This is a genomic window from Faecalicatena orotica, from assembly GCF_905197545.1.
Classification (GTDB): domain Bacteria; phylum Bacillota; class Clostridia; order Lachnospirales; family Lachnospiraceae; genus Faecalicatena_A; species Faecalicatena_A orotica.
The window spans coordinates 142,742-161,236 of record NZ_CAJJZH010000002.1; the positions used below are offsets into that span (position 1 = coordinate 142,742).

Annotated in this window: 20 protein-coding genes; 17 read left to right on the forward strand and 3 right to left on the reverse strand. The window is 42.4% G+C overall.

The annotated features are described in order from the left end of the window. The first annotated feature begins 31 nt into the window (after positions 1–31). The 7 genes from ABIN22_RS04260 to ABIN22_RS04290 all read left to right on the forward strand — a co-directional run bounded on the left by ABIN22_RS04260 (position 32) and on the right by ABIN22_RS04290 (position 4,261). On the forward strand, positions 32–925 hold the full coding sequence (locus ABIN22_RS04260) for a carbon-nitrogen hydrolase family protein (protein WP_346906839.1): 894 nt from the start codon (positions 32–34) through the stop codon (positions 923–925). Positions 926–991: 66 nt separating this feature from the next. Continuing rightward, positions 992–1,345, forward strand: a complete 354-nt coding sequence (locus ABIN22_RS04265; protein WP_346906841.1) for a DUF4299 family protein — start codon at positions 992–994, stop codon at positions 1,343–1,345. Between the two features lie 46 nt (positions 1,346–1,391). After that, positions 1,392–1,895, forward strand: coding sequence for a GNAT family N-acetyltransferase (locus ABIN22_RS04270; protein ID WP_346906843.1), 504 nt, complete (start codon positions 1,392–1,394; stop codon positions 1,893–1,895). A gap of 56 nt (positions 1,896–1,951) precedes the next feature. Beyond that, positions 1,952–2,515 (forward strand): GNAT family N-acetyltransferase, encoded by a 564-nt coding sequence (locus ABIN22_RS04275; protein ID WP_346906845.1) that lies wholly within the window; start codon positions 1,952–1,954, stop codon positions 2,513–2,515. A 20-nt stretch (positions 2,516–2,535) separates the two neighbouring features. Next, positions 2,536–3,111: a GNAT family N-acetyltransferase gene (locus ABIN22_RS04280; protein WP_346906847.1), complete on the forward strand. Its 576-nt coding sequence runs from the start codon at positions 2,536–2,538 to the stop codon at positions 3,109–3,111. 75 nt (positions 3,112–3,186) lie between these two features. Continuing rightward, on the forward strand, positions 3,187–3,648 hold the full coding sequence (locus ABIN22_RS04285; RefSeq protein WP_346906849.1) for a hypothetical protein: 462 nt from the start codon (positions 3,187–3,189) through the stop codon (positions 3,646–3,648). Between the two features lie 73 nt (positions 3,649–3,721). Then, on the forward strand, positions 3,722–4,261 hold the full coding sequence (locus ABIN22_RS04290; RefSeq protein ID WP_346906851.1) for a GNAT family N-acetyltransferase: 540 nt from the start codon (positions 3,722–3,724) through the stop codon (positions 4,259–4,261). Positions 4,262–4,366: 105 nt separating this feature from the next. Here ABIN22_RS04290 and ABIN22_RS04295 read toward each other — a convergent pair whose 3' ends face one another. Continuing rightward, entirely contained in the window at positions 4,367–4,882 is a 516-nt protein-coding gene (locus ABIN22_RS04295) for a MarR family winged helix-turn-helix transcriptional regulator (RefSeq protein WP_346906853.1), read from the reverse strand. Positions 4,883–5,154: 272 nt separating this feature from the next. Between ABIN22_RS04295 and ABIN22_RS04300 the strand changes: the two genes are divergently transcribed. Both ABIN22_RS04300 and ABIN22_RS04305 read left to right on the forward strand, forming a co-directional pair. Beyond that, the gene (locus tag ABIN22_RS04300) at positions 5,155–6,903 is read left to right on the forward strand and encodes a PatB family C-S lyase (protein WP_346906855.1); all 1,749 of its coding nucleotides are present in this window, start codon (positions 5,155–5,157) and stop codon (positions 6,901–6,903) included. 2 nt (positions 6,904–6,905) lie between these two features. Then, positions 6,906–8,255, forward strand: a complete 1,350-nt coding sequence (locus ABIN22_RS04305; protein WP_346906857.1) for an APC family permease — start codon at positions 6,906–6,908, stop codon at positions 8,253–8,255. Between the two features lie 44 nt (positions 8,256–8,299). Here ABIN22_RS04305 and ABIN22_RS04310 read toward each other — a convergent pair whose 3' ends face one another. Together ABIN22_RS04310 and ABIN22_RS04315 are read right to left on the reverse strand one after the other, a co-directional pair. After that, on the reverse strand, positions 8,300–10,312 hold the full coding sequence (locus tag ABIN22_RS04310; RefSeq protein WP_346906859.1) for a beta-galactosidase: 2,013 nt from the start codon (positions 10,310–10,312) through the stop codon (positions 8,300–8,302). A 131-nt stretch (positions 10,313–10,443) separates the two neighbouring features. After that, a complete protein-coding gene (locus ABIN22_RS04315) occupies positions 10,444–11,637 on the reverse strand; it encodes a helix-turn-helix domain-containing protein (protein WP_346906861.1) in 1,194 nt (397 codons plus the stop codon). A 187-nt stretch (positions 11,638–11,824) separates the two neighbouring features. Between ABIN22_RS04315 and ABIN22_RS04320 the strand changes: the two genes are divergently transcribed. The 8 genes from ABIN22_RS04320 to ABIN22_RS04355 all read left to right on the forward strand — a co-directional run bounded on the left by ABIN22_RS04320 (position 11,825) and on the right by ABIN22_RS04355 (position 18,476). Continuing rightward, the gene (locus tag ABIN22_RS04320; RefSeq protein ID WP_181368624.1) at positions 11,825–11,986 is read left to right on the forward strand and encodes a hypothetical protein; all 162 of its coding nucleotides are present in this window, start codon (positions 11,825–11,827) and stop codon (positions 11,984–11,986) included. Positions 11,987–12,226: 240 nt separating this feature from the next. After that, positions 12,227–12,394, forward strand: coding sequence for a hypothetical protein (locus ABIN22_RS04325; RefSeq protein WP_181368878.1), 168 nt, complete (start codon positions 12,227–12,229; stop codon positions 12,392–12,394). A gap of 116 nt (positions 12,395–12,510) precedes the next feature. Beyond that, complete coding sequence (locus ABIN22_RS04330) at positions 12,511–13,689, forward strand: amidohydrolase (protein ID WP_346906863.1); 1,179 nt, start codon at positions 12,511–12,513, stop codon at positions 13,687–13,689. Positions 13,690–13,757: 68 nt separating this feature from the next. Continuing rightward, positions 13,758–14,432 (forward strand): response regulator transcription factor, encoded by a 675-nt coding sequence (locus tag ABIN22_RS04335; protein WP_346906865.1) that lies wholly within the window; start codon positions 13,758–13,760, stop codon positions 14,430–14,432. Continuing rightward, positions 14,420–15,598 carry a HAMP domain-containing sensor histidine kinase gene (locus ABIN22_RS04340; protein WP_346906867.1) on the forward strand — a complete coding sequence of 393 codons (1,179 nt, stop codon included), beginning with the start codon at positions 14,420–14,422 and terminating at the stop codon, positions 15,596–15,598. The genes ABIN22_RS04335 and ABIN22_RS04340 overlap by 13 nt, the downstream gene beginning before the upstream one ends. A gap of 279 nt (positions 15,599–15,877) precedes the next feature. Continuing rightward, on the forward strand, positions 15,878–16,942 hold the full coding sequence (locus ABIN22_RS04345) for an ABC transporter permease subunit (RefSeq protein ID WP_346906869.1): 1,065 nt from the start codon (positions 15,878–15,880) through the stop codon (positions 16,940–16,942). Continuing rightward, complete coding sequence (locus tag ABIN22_RS04350) at positions 16,939–17,601, forward strand: ABC transporter permease (RefSeq protein ID WP_346906871.1); 663 nt, start codon at positions 16,939–16,941, stop codon at positions 17,599–17,601. The genes ABIN22_RS04345 and ABIN22_RS04350 overlap by 4 nt, the downstream gene beginning before the upstream one ends. After that, the gene (locus ABIN22_RS04355; RefSeq protein WP_346906873.1) at positions 17,598–18,476 is read left to right on the forward strand and encodes an ATP-binding cassette domain-containing protein; all 879 of its coding nucleotides are present in this window, start codon (positions 17,598–17,600) and stop codon (positions 18,474–18,476) included. Before ABIN22_RS04350 ends, ABIN22_RS04355 begins: the two co-directional genes overlap by 4 nt. Positions 18,477–18,495 lie beyond the last annotated feature (19 nt).

The window sequence follows — 18,495 nt, forward strand, 5'->3', positions numbered from 1 at the left end:
ATTTGTAAGTATGACTATTTGCGGAGGAAGCATGGACAGATTAAAGATTGCACTGGTACAGCAAAAAGCAGTGCCGAATGACAAAAATGCTAATTTGCAATTAGCAATCCAATATGTTTTAGAAGCCTCGCATATGGGGGCAGACCTTGTTCTATTCCCGGAAATGTGGTCGAATGGATATGCACCGCCATTTGAGGATGCTTTTGATAATCCACTTCGTACTGGCTTTGATAAAGAACGCGCCTTATGGTTAGAAGATGCTGTAGAAATTGACAGTGAATATGTTATAGACTTGAAAAATATTGCAAAGGAACTACATATTGGTATTTGTGCCACATATCTGTCTAAAACCACATCAAAGCCACAAAACACGGCAATTATCATTGATAGAAATGGCGAAGTCATTTTAGAGTATGCCAAGGTGCATACTTGCGATTTTTCATTGGAAAAATTACTTCAAAATGGAGATGAATTTAAAGTTTGTGAATTTGACGGGGTACAGATTGGCGTAATGATTTGTTACGATAGAGAATTTCCGGAAAGTGCAAGGGTACTTATGCTGAAAGGTGCGGAGATTATTCTTGTCCCCAATGCCTGTGACATAAATCCGGCGAGGAAGAATCAACTTAGTTCGAGAGCTTTTGAAAATATGACAGGCGTTGCTATGGCGAACTATCCTGCGGATAACTGGGGGCAGTCCTGTGCCTTTTCCCCAATTGTATTTGATAAAGATGGCAGTTATCTTGATAACACTATCATTGAAGCAACCGATGTTTCGGAACAGATTTTAATCGCTGAATTTGATTTGGATCAAATCAGGGCTTATAGAAAAACTGAAACCTGGGGCAATGCGTATCGGAAACCACAGGCATATACGGATTTGTTGAGTACGGAAGTAAACGAACCGTTTGTGCGCACCAAATAAAGTATAAGGTGGATCTGATAAATCTCAGTATGTCTAAAAAACTTGAATTTAAGAAGGGGATTGATTATGGGATTATTTGATAAGTTTAAGAAAAAAGAGACTAATAATTGGGAAAATGCGTATATAGGAAATCCAAACTTTTACAATGGAAAAGATAATAAGCCATTTGGTGCATTTGCACTAACAGAAGATACTTTAACTTCTTTTCCTAAAAATCCAAAATCATTGTATAAAGTTAATAATACAGAAGTTAATGAGTGGAAACTAATGCTTGTCAGCACAACGAATAGTGGAGTTTTAGGAGATATAGATTATTATGAGGCAATAAATAAACTTATGAAGTTTGTTATTGATGAAAAAGATAATAATATACTGATTAGAGGGTTATCATTAGAAGAATTAAATCAAATATTAAAATAATGTAATTTGGAGTTTGTTTGGAAAACTTAAATTTACGGAGATTATCATGACATTTATTATTAGAGAGGCTTTGGCAGAAGATGCCGAACAAATAATTGCATATACAAAGGCTGTTGGTGGAGAAACTGATAACCTCACATTTGGAAAATCTGGATTTCCTATCACACTTGAGCAGGAGAAAGAGTTTCTTAAGCGTGTTCATGATAATAGAACATCAATACACTTAGTTGCGTGTAAGAATGGCAAAATTATCGGAGATGGGAGCTTAAGTGGATTACCACGAAGAATGTGTCATCGAGCAGAGTTAGGTTTGACTGTGAGAAGAAATTATTGGAACCAAGGGATTGGCAGTATGATCTTGAAAGAACTGATTAAATATGCAAAGGTAAATGGAATAGAGATTATCAATCTGGAAGTGCGAAGTGATAACTTAAATGCAATTCATCTATATGAGAAGTTCGGTTTCAGGCACATTGGAACATCACCAGCCTACTTTAAGATTGATGGGCATTATATAGACTTTGAAATAATGTATCTTGATTTGCGATAGTCAAATCATGGTTTTTGGGATAAATAAAAAATCAATCTATGAGGAAGGACGAAATTATGAAACATTGTGGAACGCAGAAGTTAGAGACAGATAGATTGGTTTTAAGAAGATATATGAACGAAGATGGCGCTACGATGTATAAAAATTGGGCATCAGATAAAGAAGTCACTAAATTTTTGACGTGGCCAGCTCATTCGAGTAAAGAGGTAAGTCAAGGTGTAACAGATGATTGGGTAAATCAATACTCTAACAAAAGCTTCTATCATTGGGCTATTGTATTAAAAGACAATGGAGATGAGCCGATTGGCGATATTGGTGTAGTGGATATGAAAGAAGAAATTTCAATGGTTCATATTGGATATTGTATTGGGAGAACATGGTGGCATAAAGGAATTACATCAGAAGCCCTAAAGGCGGTTATGGATTTTTTATTTGATGTAGTAGATGTAAATAGGGTTGAATCAAGACATGATCCCAGAAATCCTAATTCTGGGAAAGTCATGAAAAAATGTGGAATGAAATATGAGGGGACTTTACGTAGTTCTGATTGGAATAATCAAGGGGTCTGTGATGCATGCTATTATGCGTTGTTAAAATCAGAACGGATTACTAGCTTGTAGTGGAGAAAGGGAGCAAATCGTTGAGAAATGATATAATAATACGACGAGAAACACATAAAGATTATAAAGAAATTATTTCACTGATTTTACGTTCATTTAATGAAGGAACCGATTATTCGGATGGAACAGATATTATTGCTCTAATAGAAGAAATACGTGACTCGGAATATTATATTCCCGAATTATCATTTGTTGCTGAACTAGATGGCAAATTAGTAGGTCATTTTCTTTTTTCAAGATTTCCAATATCTGCAACACCAAATGGAGTACATATTGATGATAGGGAAGAAAAAAATATCGTTATGCTTGCACCCGTAGCCGTTCATGCAGACTACTTGCATCGGGGAATTGGCTCTGCAATGATTACCCAGGGCATTGAAAAAGTTAGAAGTGCGGGTTATAAAGGGATTACAGTTGAGGGCGATTATCATTTTTATAATCGCATTGGATTTAAAACATCTTCAGAGTTTAACCTTTTTCCAACAAGTAGGATACCGATGAAAGAGCCACGCTGTATGATGTGTCAAGAAACTTATGCTGGAGCATTGAAAAATATAAAGGGATATATTGTTTATGATATGTATTTCAATGCTTGAAACAAATCCCACTTTATCTGAAAGAATAATTTGAACGGTAATAGGGCTTACCTATTGCAGCAGGAGGATTGTCATATGAGGGAATTTTTAGAAGCGCTGATTAGTAAAAAGAAGAATGATGCCCTGCCAGAAGAATTTGATTATTTTGGAAAACTTATTGGCAGCTGGAAAATCAATTATGTTGAAAGTAACAATCCATGTCCAATTAAGGGGGAATGGCATTTTTCATGGGTCCTTGAAGGTATGGCAGTACAGGATGTTATCATTCTGCCGGATTATGAATACGGAACATCACTTCGTATCTACAATCCGGATACTCATGCATGGGATGTAGCTTATGGTTATACGGGAAAGATAATACGGCTTGAAGCAAGAAAAGAAGGAGAAATGATTGTTCTTACATACACGGGCGATGAAAAAAGAAAATGGGTTTTCGTCAAGATTGAGGATAATAAATTTCACTGGCAGAATATTACTGTAAAAGATGATGGAGAATGGCATATAAATGCGGAAATATATGCCGAACGTATTAAATAGTCATAGCTTGTAGTATATCAACTACCTGTGTACAGAACAGGAAAATCCGCATTATTACACAAACGCTGACATAATGGAGTTAACAATGAAAATTAAGACAAATAGATTAATTTTGTGTCCGCTTGGGACAGAATACCTTGAGACGACACATGTATATGCTTCAGATATCGAAAATACGAAATATATGGTGCATATGCCGAAAGAGACATTAGATGAAACCAGGGAATTTCTCATAGCGTGTGAAAAAGAATGGCAGCAGCCAGAACCTCTTTTTTATGAATTTGCTATACTGATGAATAAGATACATATCGGAGCTGTCAGCATATATCTGAATGAAAAGCGGGACACAGCGGAACTTGGCTGGATATTAAATCCGGCATATCATAATTGTGGATATGGGAGTGAAGCGGCGGCTGCAGTTATGAATTTTGCGAAAGAAAGATTAAATATTTGCCATTTTGTTGCACATTGTGATACAGAGAATGCTGCGAGCCGAAAGATTATGGAAAAATTGGGACTTCTGCAAACCAGCTTCTCTGGTGTGAGGAAGAATAGGGGATCAAGCGAAGAGCGTCAAGAGTGCATGTATGAGATGTCTCTAAAATTGGATTAGGCAATTATATTTTTATTGAATCATTCAACAAAATGTTGCGTATTGTTATACAAAAAGGTTCTCTTTCATGTTTAGCATATCGAAAGAGAACCCACTGATTCATTATTAATCATTTATCTGCTGATTGTTTTTCTCGTAAATCTGAATACCTGTTTTTATCACCTCGTGAAATGTTTTCAATTCTGCTTCGGTATGCCTTACAAGCATCAAACCCACAACACTTGCTATTTCATCCCTGTCATATTGTCGGTGTAACTTTGCAAGCTTCTGCCCTTTGGAAGTTGTATAAAGATGTATGTTTTTATCATTTCCCGGCAGCTTTTTTTTGACAATAAACCCTTTTTTGCATAATGCATTCACATTTTTCGAGGCAGCTCCAAGGGTCCGGTTCCAAAGCTTGGCTACATCTTTTACACATAATCCGGGCTGCATATCAATCATATCTAATGTATGCATTTCAACCATGCTCAATGATTCTCCCGTTCCATAATCATGCTGCCGATTATAGTTATCCATACCATATAATACAAAACGGTATACATCCTCCATCATAGCCACATAAGAATCAAAGTCTGAACGCTTCTGTACATTCATCAATGATAACTCTTTTTTTTCTTCCATTTTCTTTTCCTTTCTTCATGTATACGAGACACTTTTCTTATAAACTACTGTATCAAATAATGATTACCCAGTCAACAAAACCTGAATACTTATTTTACATCATTTGGCATTTTAAACCTGCATAAATTTATGCAATATAAACAAAATATGAATTGCGTTTTGTGGTATTATGATGAAAATAATAAATTTTGTTTACCTACTCAACAAAAAGTGGTATTGTTGAGTAGGTAAACAAAAAAGTCTTTGCGAAAAGGTATAAGGAGGTAACTAATATGCAATATGATTTTCATTCAATTCCTGACCGTTCCATGTATGGTTCATCTAAATGGAATGCTGTGCCGGGTGCTTCTGTTAAGTGCGTTCCGCTTTCTACAGCAGATATGGAATTCCCTACCGCACCGGAGATTGTAAATGCCCTGCAGCAATATACACAGGATGCAATTCTGGGTTATACTGACCCAACAGAAAGTTTTTATCACGCAGTATGTAGTTTTATGAAACGCAGACATAATTATGAGGTCCGGCCGGAAGAAATCATTTGTACTCCAGGCGTGGTATATGCTCTGGGTATGCTGATTGATGCAATGAGCAATCCTGGAGACGGCGTAATTGTAATTTCTCCTGTTTATTATCCCTTTGACTTATCTGTACTTGCAAGAGGACGGACCATTTTATACAATGAACTGCTTCTTGAAGGGGAGCGTTACAGTATTGATTATGAAGGATTGGAAGAGCTGGCCTCCCGCGCGGATGCAAAAGTCCTTTTATTTTGTAATCCACATAATCCAGTCGGCCGGGTATGGGGGATTGAAGAGTTGGAAAAAGTAGTGTACATCTGTGCACGCCATAATGTATTTATTGTAGATGATGAAATTCATCATGACCTGATTATGCCGGGATATAAGCATACTGTTATGGCCACGTTATCCGAAACCGCGCGTCAGATTTGTGCAGTATGTACTGCACCCAGCAAAACTTTCAATCTGGCAGGAGTCCAATGCTCTAATATTATCATTGCTGACCCGGTTGTACGTGCCAAAGCACGGGCGGTACACATGATGAATCTGGTATCACACCAGAATACATTCTCTTATAAGGCTTGCGGAGCAGCGTATGAATTATGTGATGAATGGCTGGAGCAGCTTTTGGAAGTAATTGCTGGAAATGCAAACTACATAGATACATTTATGAAAGAACATTTTCCTGAAATAAAAGTGTTTCCTCTGGAAGGAACCTATCTGCTCTGGCTTGATATGCGCTCACTCGGAATGACCCACAAGGAACTGGAGCACTTTATGCAAAAAGGGGCAAAACTGTATCTGGACGAAGGCTATATTTTTGGACCTTCCGGACGTGGATTTGAAAGAATCAACCTCGCCTGCAGCCGTACAACACTTGAAGCGTCTATGCAGCGTTTTTCAGAAGCCATGACTGTATTAAAGAATCGTTGGGAAATGAAAGGCAGACCGTATCACAAAACATTGGAAAAGGGAGATAAAATAATCGGGTTTATATATGATACACCGGAAAAAACTGGCCTGGATCTCTCTGAAAATATGGAAAAACCAACTATCCTTGTATTCTCGCGTTACTATAGCTGCCCGATATGTCAGATGATGTTGGGGCAATTGCGTGGTATGTGGCCGAAGCTGCAGGAAAGTGGATTTGACCTTAAGGTGGTTCTGCAGTCTGAGCGTAAGAATGTAGCAGAAGCCTGTAAAGAAAATCCGTTCCCGTTTGATTTGATTTGTGATCCTGATGCAAAACTATATGACCGGTACAACGTATTTGAAGCAGACACCCTTCCTCAATTGTCAGGGGGAAGCAGCCAGCTTCTGGAATCTATAGGCGGTGTACAAAAGCTTCTTTTACCTACGTTTTTAGGAGAAAAAAGTGAGGGGCGCAGCCAGCAGCTTCCAGCGTTGTTTATCGTAATGCCGGACAGCACGGTAGCTTATGCTCATTACGGTTCTCATATTGCTGATTTACCTGATTTTGAAAGCTTGAAAGAGGTGATATAAAGATGAAGCATCCAGACACAGCGCATACCTCTGTACAACAAACAGAGCGGACCCTGGGACGCGGTGCTCTTTATGCAACCGCTATTGGGATGGTTATCGGCACCGGAGTTATTACCATGACCGGTACAGCTATTGCCAATACTGGGCATGCAGTCATTTTCGCCTATTTATTAGCTGCCCTGCTGATGGCGGTATCCATCATACCTTATAGCTATCTGGGCGGTACAATACGTTTGGAGGGGGGGAGTTATACCCAGATGGCTCTGATAGCCCCCAAATATATTACGGGCATCAGTGTTTATATCATGCTGTTTCAAGTGGTTATTATTGCATTATATGGAGTCTCTTTTGCAGACTATCTGTTAGAATTGGTTCCGGGTATTAACCGGCTGGCGGTGGAAATAATATTTGTATCCCTGATGTTCTTTTTAAATTTTCTTGGAGTAAAAACATATGCGGCTGCACAGGTCATTATGGTTGTTATTATGGCGGCGGCACTTACTCTGTATGCGGTATTCGGATTTGCCAAAGTCGACATCCCGGCTTATTTTACAGCTCCGGACTTTTTCTATGGCGGAACCGGCGGATTTTTGGTTGCAGTGGCCTTGCTCTCTTTTGCTACAGATGGCGCAAAGAATCTTATTAATTTTAGTGCAATGGCAAAAAATCCGACAAAAGACATTCCACAGATTATGATGCGCAGCACACTAGGAGTGGGGGCTGTCTACGCAATCATCGGAGTAGTATCAGCCGGAGTCCTCCCGGTGGTGCGGGTTGCCGGACAGCCGCTCTCAAAAGTGGCATTTGAAATTTTCCCTTACTGGCTGTACATCTTTTTCATGTGTGCTGGGGCGCTATTTGCAATAGCCACCACATTAAACGCATCCATTGGAGGCGTTCTTGACCCGATGATACAGCAGGCAAACGATGGATGGCTCCCGAAAATTTTTATGAAAAGACATTCCAGATTTCATACTCCTTACTTGATGCTCCTGCTATGTTATGGGGTCAGTCTTGTACCGTTGATTCTTGGTTTAAATCTGGATACACTTTCAAACTGTACAGTTATTTTAATGCGTGCGCAAACTGCATTGGTATGCTTTTATACAATCCGCCTGCCTAAAGTATTGCCTGAAGTCTGGGCCTGCTCACCAATGCACGTATCAGACCGTAGATTAAAAATCGTGTGTATTGCCACCGGATGCATTGCCGTGATGCAGATGGTTGTACTTCTGATAGACTGCGAATTTATAGAATTACTCGGAAACTGCCTGTTATTAGGCGGATCCATGTTGCTGGCAGCACTTAGAAATAAAAAGGCAGTTATAAATGTCATCTATGAAAAGATATAATATCGGGGAGCAGATAAACGCTCCCCGATGCTATTTCCGAATGATTATCCTTCCAGAATCTTCACACCCCAGGCCGGAATAGAAATGGTGTCCCCTGTCCGGACTTCTTCTTTGGTCAAAAGGTCTGTGCTGTCTGAAAATTCATGTGTTACAACTTGTTTTTCTGCTGAATAGTTAAAATAAAAGTACACATTTTTTCCAAAATCATTGATACCCTGACGAACAATAAGGGGGAATTTTTTCTCGGATAAACTTGGAATTCCTGCATTCTTAAGTGCATCTGTGAGCAGATTCTCCAATACACCCTGCGCCGTCATGCAGCCGATATAATATGCCGTTCCGTTTCCGTAATGGTTCTTTGTTACTGCCGCATACTGCCCCCAGTTATAATGTTCATAAGAAGCCATAACTTCTGCGCCTTCTGATATTAACAGTTCCATGAATACCTTTGCCTCTGTGTCGTGTTCGTGATCTGTAATTCTTCCCGCGAGTCCGACATTTTTCGGAAATGTGAACTGATGGTAGCGGACTCCGAGACAGTCTTTTAAAATATGCGGCTGGACATCGTAGTTTACTTTCAGATTTTCATTGGCAAAGGCCGTCTTAAACGTGGCGACCATACTGCCGCCGTTTTTCACATACCGGTCTAATTTCTTCAACAGTTCATCCGGCGCCGCATAAAGTGCGGGCACAAGAATCAACTGGTACTGGCCGAAGTTATCTGATTCAGGCCAGATGAAATCGCACTCCACATTCATATCGTAAAGTGCATCATAGAGCCAGCGGACCACATCGTTATACCATGTGTTTCCCGGGCCCGCAGCGGAGGCTTCTATCCCGAACCATTTTAAAGCGGTCAGTGCCTCATTGCTGACAAGGATCGCAGTCTTGTTTTTCTTTTTCAGGTTTACCAGATGGCTTCCGATTTCCCTGAATTCTTTCCCGATGACACAGGCCTCCCTGTAAGTCTCATTTTCTTCGAAATCATGACTTAAGAGTCCTTTCCAATACGTTTCGAAGGAGTTATGAATGGAATGCCAGTGCCAGTACATGACACTGTTAGCCCCGGAAGCTATGTGGCTGTAGGCCTGCAGACGGAGCTGTCCCTTATAGGGGGTCCAGCCCGGGAATCCCTGGGCCTCTGTCTCTAATACCAGATAATTGTCTTGTTTTAGTGATCTGGTCATATCGCCGCCAAAGGCAATCTCGGTGCCGGTTAGTCCATCCTGTGAGGGATGATAGATATCCGCTCCTGCAACGGTAAGGCATTTTGACGCTTGATAATGATTGACATCCGGCTGAACTCCAAAGGAATATCCGCGCCATTCGAAATCAAAATTATGGGTAAGGAACTGATCCTTTCTGCGGTACTCATTTACAATATCCGTCTGCCATCCCAGAAATTCATCTACCAGCGTTCTCTGGAATTTTTCAAATTCGGCACCGAGACTGCCGTTGACGGTTCCGCGTACATCCGGAAAATCCTCCCACGCGTTGATGCGGTTGCTCCAGTAATCCAGCCCAAACTCGGTGTTCATCGCGTCCAGATCATCGTGGAACTTGTGCCGGATGTATTTGACAAATCTCTCCTGCACATTATTTCCGGCTGTCCCATAATACTTTGTTTCATTGTCAATTTGATAGCCGATGACACATTTCCTGTGTGCGGTATGTTTCATTAGCTCCCGGATGACTCTTTCGGCAAAGTACAGGTAGACCGGGTGGGTAATATCCATAATCTGCCGGGCTCCGTAAAGCCCCCTGCCGTTTACCGTGGTGGCGATAACGTCCGGATAGGATTTTACCATCCATGTTGGAACTGCATATGTTGGTGTTCCGATAATAACGGAAATTCCGGCCTGTTCCATGACATCCATTACCCGTTCTACATGTGTAAAATCGAATGCCCCTTCCTGTGGCTCACATGTGCTCCATGTGGATTCCGCTATCCTTACCACATTAATACCGGCCTTTTTCATCATTTCAACATCTTTGTCCAGCCTCTCGCAGGGCATATACTCATCATAATATGCGGTGCCAAATAGAAGTTCTTTCATACTTTTCCTCCTGAACTATTGTAGCTGCTATACCTGGCCTATGGCCGTGAGCAGTAACCTGTTTTATGATCTTATAATAGTATAAGAAGGTTAGATGATATATCATGAATTTTAGCTGAATATCATGAATTTTAGCTATTTTTAGAAGCGCCATACTTTGCCCTGTATTTTGTTGGTGTCATCCCTGTCTCTTCCTTAAATACCCGCCCAAGGTGGCTTTGGGAACAAAAGGATAAATAAGACGCGATATCCTTCACTTCATATTCCGAATAGCGGAGCAGGTTTTCAGCGAGACGTACCTTTTCTCTGCGTATATATTGCTGTATCGTGATCCCCTCGACCCGCCGGAACAAATCAGAAAGATAGGCCGGTGAAACACCTGCCTTATGCCCGATTTCGCCGATCCTGATGTCACTGTGGAGATTTTGAAAGATATAATTCTTTGTCTTTTCGATCAGTGGATTCTTCTCTTTTTGCGTGTGGACCCGTTCCACCTGTTCCGCAAATTCATACTCTGCCTTTCGCATTACTGTCTCAATCGCGGCAATATTCGACATCTCTTCGATTTTTAGTATAAACCCGTCAACCATTGAAAATGCTTCTTCCGGCAGCATACCTCCCTCAATGGCCGCCCTGGAGGCCAGAGTAAGGACACAGATGGCTATGTTTTTAGCCTGACGAACTTCATTAAGTGACAGCTGGCCTACTTCGCCCCGGTACGTTTCCAGCAGGCTGCGTCTTAGCATTTCTTTATCACCGCGGCGGATACTGTCCAGTTCTCTTTGTTCCTGATCATAAGGATTATGGGGCATCTCCCGTTCCTGATGGGAAAAAATCACTTTTTGCACACTTTCCCTTGCCTCTCCTATTTTCGGCCCATGAAGGTTATTTTTCTCCCACAATTCATCAAAGGAGAGTTCTCTTCCTGTCAGATAATGATAGATTGCCAGTATTCCGGCGCTGAACACTTTGATCTCACAATATGCAGTCTGATGCCCTGCTTTGCTGCTTACAGAATGGGCTTTCACCATAAAAGCATCAAGCTCTCTGGCTGGCTTTAAGATACTGACCGGGCCAATGATTAATTTCAAATTTTCCATATCCATTACGGCATAAACTACGGAATCGAACTCACAGTAAATAACCGGGTATTCCTTACTTTCATGGCTGGCCAGATATTTCAGAAATGGAGCGTCCGTGTAAAGTGGATTCGACTCTGGCACCAGATCTCCGAAACACTTTTCAATCTTATAATCTCTGTTTACGAGGCAGATATTACAGTGTAGTATGCTGACCCACTGATTCAGTAAAAATTCCCGGTTCATACTCTTATCCTCCTTGTTTCCAATTGTTATCTCATGTTAAATATCTTACTACATTGTTAAGGCAAATACTATCCTTGCCGGATTGGATAGTCAACAGGAATAAATTATAAGTGGATTTATTTGTTCAAATGGATTATAATGTGTTACAGGTATGTAGCAACGTAAGATAAATTGGGAGGAAAAAAGAATGCTTAAGAATATTGTGCTGGCTGTCGCGCTGATTTGTTCATGTATCTATCTGATACTGTTTTTTGTGAATAATCCGAAACTGAATGTATTGGCGAATAAGGTTCAGAAGCCGTTCATCATTATAAGTGCAGCTTTGTTAGTCATATATATTATATTGTGATGTCATCCCCGCGTGGGGACTGCGTGGGGATTTGTTTTTGGCAGAAAAAGGGGCATGGGCTCTCAGGGGAGAGCGTCCATACCTCTTTTTTTGTTCTCAGGAAACCGTTCTGATTTGTTACAAAAAAGTAAGCCGTATTTTTGAAAATGAAAGGTTAATGTAAGGCAGCCGTAAACACCATATGTTAGAATAAATCATATACATAGTAGTGATGGATTTGACCCGGCAGGAGGCGGTTATATGGTGAAGAGACAAAGAGATTTTAAGGTTGTGGCAGAGATATTGAAAGGGATTGTGCTTTGTATTTTATTGTTTCCTGTAGGGGTTATATTCCTTGTATTAGGGACTATTACGGGACTTGCCGAGCTTTTTTTAAGAAAACTTGACAAATTTAAAATATGCAGCTGAAAGAAATAATAATTGCTGAGTATGTAAGGAAAGTTCCCTGTAAATACTTATAGGAGATACAGTAAGAGTTTGTAAAAACTGTGTCTTTACAGGTATTTATGGAAGGGGACTTTTTTATGTGGATTGTGAACGGAAGAATATATACGATGTCGGGAGATGTAATCAGCAATGGATATGTAAGGACCAAAGGAAATCTGATCGAATCAGTGGGAACGATGGAGAGTCTGAAAAAGGAAAAGAAGGATCCGGTACATGGCAAGAATGAGAGGGTGCTGGATGTACATGGGGCATGGGTGCTGCCCGGATTGATCGAGGCCCACGCCCATATAGGCCTGACGGAAGAAAAAAACGGTATTATCGGTGATGACTGTAATGAGATGACCAATCCGATCCTTCCGGGTCTCAGGGGTCTGGATGGCGTGAATGTGATGGACCCGGCTTTTCACGATGCGATTCAGGCCGGAATCACTTCCGTTATGGCGGGCCCGGGAAGTGCAAATGTAGTTGGCGGCCAGTTCGTTTTCATGAAAACTCAGGGCAGATGTGTGGACAATATGATTGTGAAAAGTCCTGCCGCCATGAAGGTGGCATTTGGCGAAAATCCAAAGACGTCATATGGGGACCAGAATATGTGCCCGGCGACGAGAATGGGGATTGCATACATGCTGCGAAAGGAGTTGTTTCAGGCATCGCAGTATCTGGAGAAGAAGGAGAGCGGCAAGCTTGAAGAACAGGACTTTGATCTGGAACCGTGGATTCCTGTGCTGAAAAAAGAAATTCCGTTAAAGGCCCATGCACACCGGGCGGATGATATTCTTACCGCGATCCGGATCGCGAAAGAATATGATATCGATATTACACTAGACCACTGTACAGAGGGGCACCTCATTGCAGATGAAATCGCCGCGTCTGGTTTTCCGGCTATCGTCGGGACGGACCTGACGGCCCGGTCCAAAGTGGAGGTTGAATATATGAGCTTTAAGACAGCCGGGATTCTGGCAGATGCGGGCGTGAAGGTGGCTGTGACGACAGACCATCCCGTGGCGCTGATCCAGTATCTTCCAATATGTGCAGGATATTCTGTGAAATACGGGCTTCCGATGGAAGAAGGCCTGAAGGCGCTCACCATCTATCCCGCACAGATCTGCCGTACAGATGACCATGTGGGAAGCCTTGAGCCCGGAAAGGACGCAGACATTGCAGTGTTTGACGGGAATCCTATGGAAGTATTTACCCAAACACTTTATACAATTGTAGACGGGGAAATTGTCTATGACAGGGAGGAAAACAGGTAGTACACTGCCGGAGAGACGCTTGTTTCTCCGGCATTTTAATAGTATGATGTTAAAAGAGGTGATACATAATGAATTATAAAATACTCATGGTGGATGATGACGAAGAACTGCTGAAAATGCTGCGTAATTATTTTGAATTGAAGCAGTACTCTGTTATCACGGCATCAAATGGCACGGAGGCACTGGAAAAGATAAAACTGTCCCCGGACATCATTCTCTTAGATGTGAATATGCCTCTGATTGACGGCATGGAAGTATGCAGGAGAATCCGGGATAAGATTTCATGTCCGATTATATTCCTCACGGCAAAAGTAGAAGAGCAGGACCGGATCAACGGGCTTTTGTCAGGTGGGGATGATTATATATTGAAGCCGTTCAGCTTAAAAGAGCTGGATGCCAGAATTACCGCCCACCTGAAACGCGAGGAGCGTCACAGGATTAAGGCGGACTACAGGTTCCACGGCGGCATGATGATCGATTATGCGGCGAAGAAGATACAGGTTGGGGAAACCTATCTGGAGCTCACAAAACTGGAATATGATATTATTGAATTCTTATCCATGCACCCGGGGCAGGTGTTCGATAAGGATCGCATCTACGAAAAGGTGTGCGGCTATGATGCGGAAGGTGACAGCCGTGTTGTGACCGAGCTGGTGCGCAGAATCCGTAAAAAAGTGGCAGAGCATACAGAGACCGAGTATATCGAAACAGTCTGGGGGATGGGATACCGATGGAAAAAATAAGAAATCTCTCGTTAAAGTCTTCGATTGTTCTTTATATGGCAGTAAGCCTGCTCTTCAGTTTCCTGCTGTCAGCAGTGATTGTACGGACGGCTACATATACACAGCAGCAGGTCTGGCAGAAATATGCAGACGACGGGTATTATGAAGCAGCGGAGAACAGGGAGGAGGGTTATGAGGTAATCGTTTCCAGACCGAACCAGAGCCAGATGTCAGAGATGGACTGGCATATATCTGAGCTATGTGATTTTCTGGAAACATATACAGTTCTGATCGTTTCAATAGCGGGCAGTTTCATTGCGGTCGGACTGTTCTATAGAAATAAAATAAGGGTCCCGATCGAGGAACTGAATAAGGCTTCCCGGATGATTGCGGAAAATGAGTTGGAATTTCAGATTACATACGAAAATCGGGATGAATTAGGCCGCCTGTGCCGTGAGTTTGAGAAAATGAGGGGCCAGTTAGAGGAAAACAACCGGACACTCTGGCGCATGGTCGAGGATGAACGGGCGCTTCGTGCGGCCATCGCTCACGACATCAGGTCACCGCTTTCTGTGCTGAGCGGCTATCAGGAAACGCTGCTTGAATTTATACCGGAAGAGACACTTGATAAAGAACAAATCATCGATATGCTGAAGGCCGGCAGGGACCAGATCGGGCGGATGAACCGTTTTATAGAAACGATGAGAAATATGACAAGGCTGGAAGACCGCGAACTCGAGTATACAGATGTGGACGTGGAAGTCCTGGCTGGCCGGATACAGGAAGCGGCAGACATCATTTGCTGCAAAACGGGGAAACAATGTACAGTCAGGATACAGACTGGAACAAAGGTATTCGGGATAGATTCGGAGGTAGTCCTCGAGGTAGCAGAGAACCTCCTGTCCAATGCCCTGCGGTATGCGAAGGAAAAGACAGAGGTGATTCTAACATCGGCAGGACAGGAACTGATCATAACCGTTCAGGATGACGGACAGGGGTTCACGGAAGATCCCGATACACTTACAAAAGCCTTTTACCATTCGAACCCGCAGGATGACCTGAAACATTTTGGAATGGGAATGTATATCAGCCGGATCTACTGCGAAAAACACGGAGGCAGACTTTTGACAGGAAATCTGGCACAGGGAGGGGCGGTTGTACAGGCAGCATTTAAGACAGAAAGATAATATAAAAGTTATTGCTAAAATCAAGAAAACGTATATAATAATAGTACATGAAAGAGAAATCTTATATGTATTGGGTGTTTGTCGGAAGTACCCGTATAATAAAAACCGAAGAAATTGCGAGGCGTTTATCGGATGTGCCTGGCTTAATAAAAACCGAAGAAACTATTTATAATAAGGAGCATCCCCGGGCATTTGTCCGGGGATGTTTTTGATTTCATTGTCTTTTTGTTGTGAATTGTCCGGTATTCTGTCTTTAAAGAAGAGAAAGGCGGGATATTTATGAAAGCAATTATAAAGAGAGAAATCAAGAATTATTTGAAGAACCCTATCTTCTGGATCGGACTGGTGATTGTGATTGCAGGTGTCTATCAGTGTCTGGCCCCGTATATGAAAATCCATTATTTTAAATCAGACGAGGAGATTCAGAAGATTAAGGTCAGTGTGCTGTCTGACGCCGATATTGCAGACGGATATCTCCCTGCATCACCGGAAGAACAGGTGGAACTGGCAGCCGGAAGGATCAAAAAGTCTTTGACAGATGACCTGAAAATGTCAGAATCTGAGGCTGATGAGATCATCCGGGGGATTCAGGGAATGAGTGCAGCCGAGGCTGCAGAGTATCTGCGAAAATACCATTTCTATGGAGCAGAGTATGTTTTTGAGGACTACAGGTATCGCCAGGGGACTATGGAGGAAGTGAACGGATACATTTCCCAAAAACTTGAAAATCATGCATTCTCGTATTATTTCTCAAGAAAGTTTGCTGATTTCGGCGGCTTGTATATGGCCTTCTTCTCCGTGATACTTTTTGCATTTCTGTTCATTCAGGATACGAGAAAGAATACTTATGAACTGCTCCACACTAAGCCTGTCCGTGCATGGCAGTATGTGCTCGGGAAAGTGGGCGGGGGATTTCTGACCGGGCTGCTCGTTCTTGCTGTACTGAACGTGGTATTCATGACATTATGCTTCCTGTGTGCGAAAGACTCCGGTTTTCCGGTGAATCCGGCAGACTTTCTGTTTTCAACCTGCGTATACATTCTGCCAAATATGCTGATGATTATTTGTGTATACACGATAACTGCACTGCTGTTTAAAAATCCTCTTCCCGCGGTGCCGCTTCTGTTTTTGTACATTGTGTACTCGAATATGGGGAGCACCGGGCCGGATGGGATGTATGATTATTACGGGAGACCCCTTGCAATCATGGTCAGGTTTCCCGGAACATTTTTTGATACCTCACCGCCGCCGATGGTTTGGTTAAACCAGTTGTTTCTGGTCTTTGCTTCAGCATTGCTGATGACACTGGCCGTATACATCTGGAAAAGGAGGCGGGTATATTGAGAAAAGAAATGAAAATCTGTCTTCCTGTTTATAAAGTATTATATTCAGTAGCGTTTATCGTCATATTAAGCATCATCCGGGGAATATCACGGGTAAGCGAAATCGGATTGGCGATGGAACCTCCGGTTGGCCTGTTGGCGCTGGTGTTCTGCGCGGATACTTACTGGATCGAGATCCAGTCAAAAAGAGCAGAAGTATTTAAACTCTGCCCCCTGAAAAAGCAGGCGGGTGCTGTCCGGAAACGGCTGGCTATTCAGATGGTTTTTCTGACAGGATGTTCTGCAATGGGATACGGAATGTTTTACTGGCAGAAACCAATGGCGGTAACAGGCGGGGAACAGCTCGCAGAATTTTTGGTTTTTCTGGCTGCGATTATTGTAACCATTATGTTTTGGGGAACCTTATCCATGACAATCTGTAATATTTTCAGAAATATATGGGCGGGGATCGGCTGTGCACTTTTTCTCTGGATGACACTAAATTCACAGGCGGGAGACCGGATTTTGGGAAAATACAATATATTTTCCTATACCTTCCGGGATTCCTACGACATCACCAATTTAAGCTGGCTGTGGGGAAAAAGTATTTCATTACTGATAACACTTGCTCTGGCCGCGGCAGTTCCGCTCATTTTAAAGAAAAGGGAGGCAGCACTATGAGTGTAAAAATAAAAGATTTGACAGTAACGTTTAAGAATCGTGTAACGGCAGTAAACCACGTGGATATGATGATTCCGAAAGGGATATACGGACTGCTCGGGGAAAACGGCGCAGGCAAGACAACACTGATGCGTGTGCTGACAACAGTATTGAAACCTACAGGCGGCACCGTTTCGCTGGATGGGATTATATACGGTGATAACACATATGAAAAAATCCAGAAGAAGATCGGTTACCTCCCTCAGGAGATTGATCTGTACCCGAACCTGACAGTGAGGGAATGTCTGGAGTATATGGGGGAATTATCTGGAATCGAAAAGACCGTCTGCAGTCAGAGGATTGATTTTTACCTTCAGAAAACGAGTCTGGCGGCTCATCAGAAGAAGAAAATAAGACAGCTTTCCGGTGGGATGAAACGCCGGGTGGGACTGATTCAGGCGCTTTTGAACGAGCCGGATTTCTTAATTGTAGACGAACCTACCACTGGTTTAGACCCTGAGGAACGTATCCGGATTCGTACACTATTAGTAGACTTCTCCAAAGACCGCACGGTTCTGTTTTCGACACACGTAGTGGAGGACCTGGCTGCCACCTGTAACCGGCTCTCTATCATGAAAAAAGGTTCCATCCTTTACTCGGGCGGTATAAGGGAACTGTTGGAAGAGGCAAAAGGCTGTGTCTGGAGCTGTTATGCGGAGAATGAAGAAGAGGCACTGGAATTGGAAAAAAGTTATCACGTTTCCGCCAAACAATATGTGGATAACGGGCTGAAATTGAAGCTGTTGTGTGAAAAAAAGCCAGATGCGGACTGCAGGCCGTGCGAAGTTACGCTGGAAGATGCGTATATTTATATCACAAATATGAAGGATTATTGATTTTGCAGGGGGTATTGGC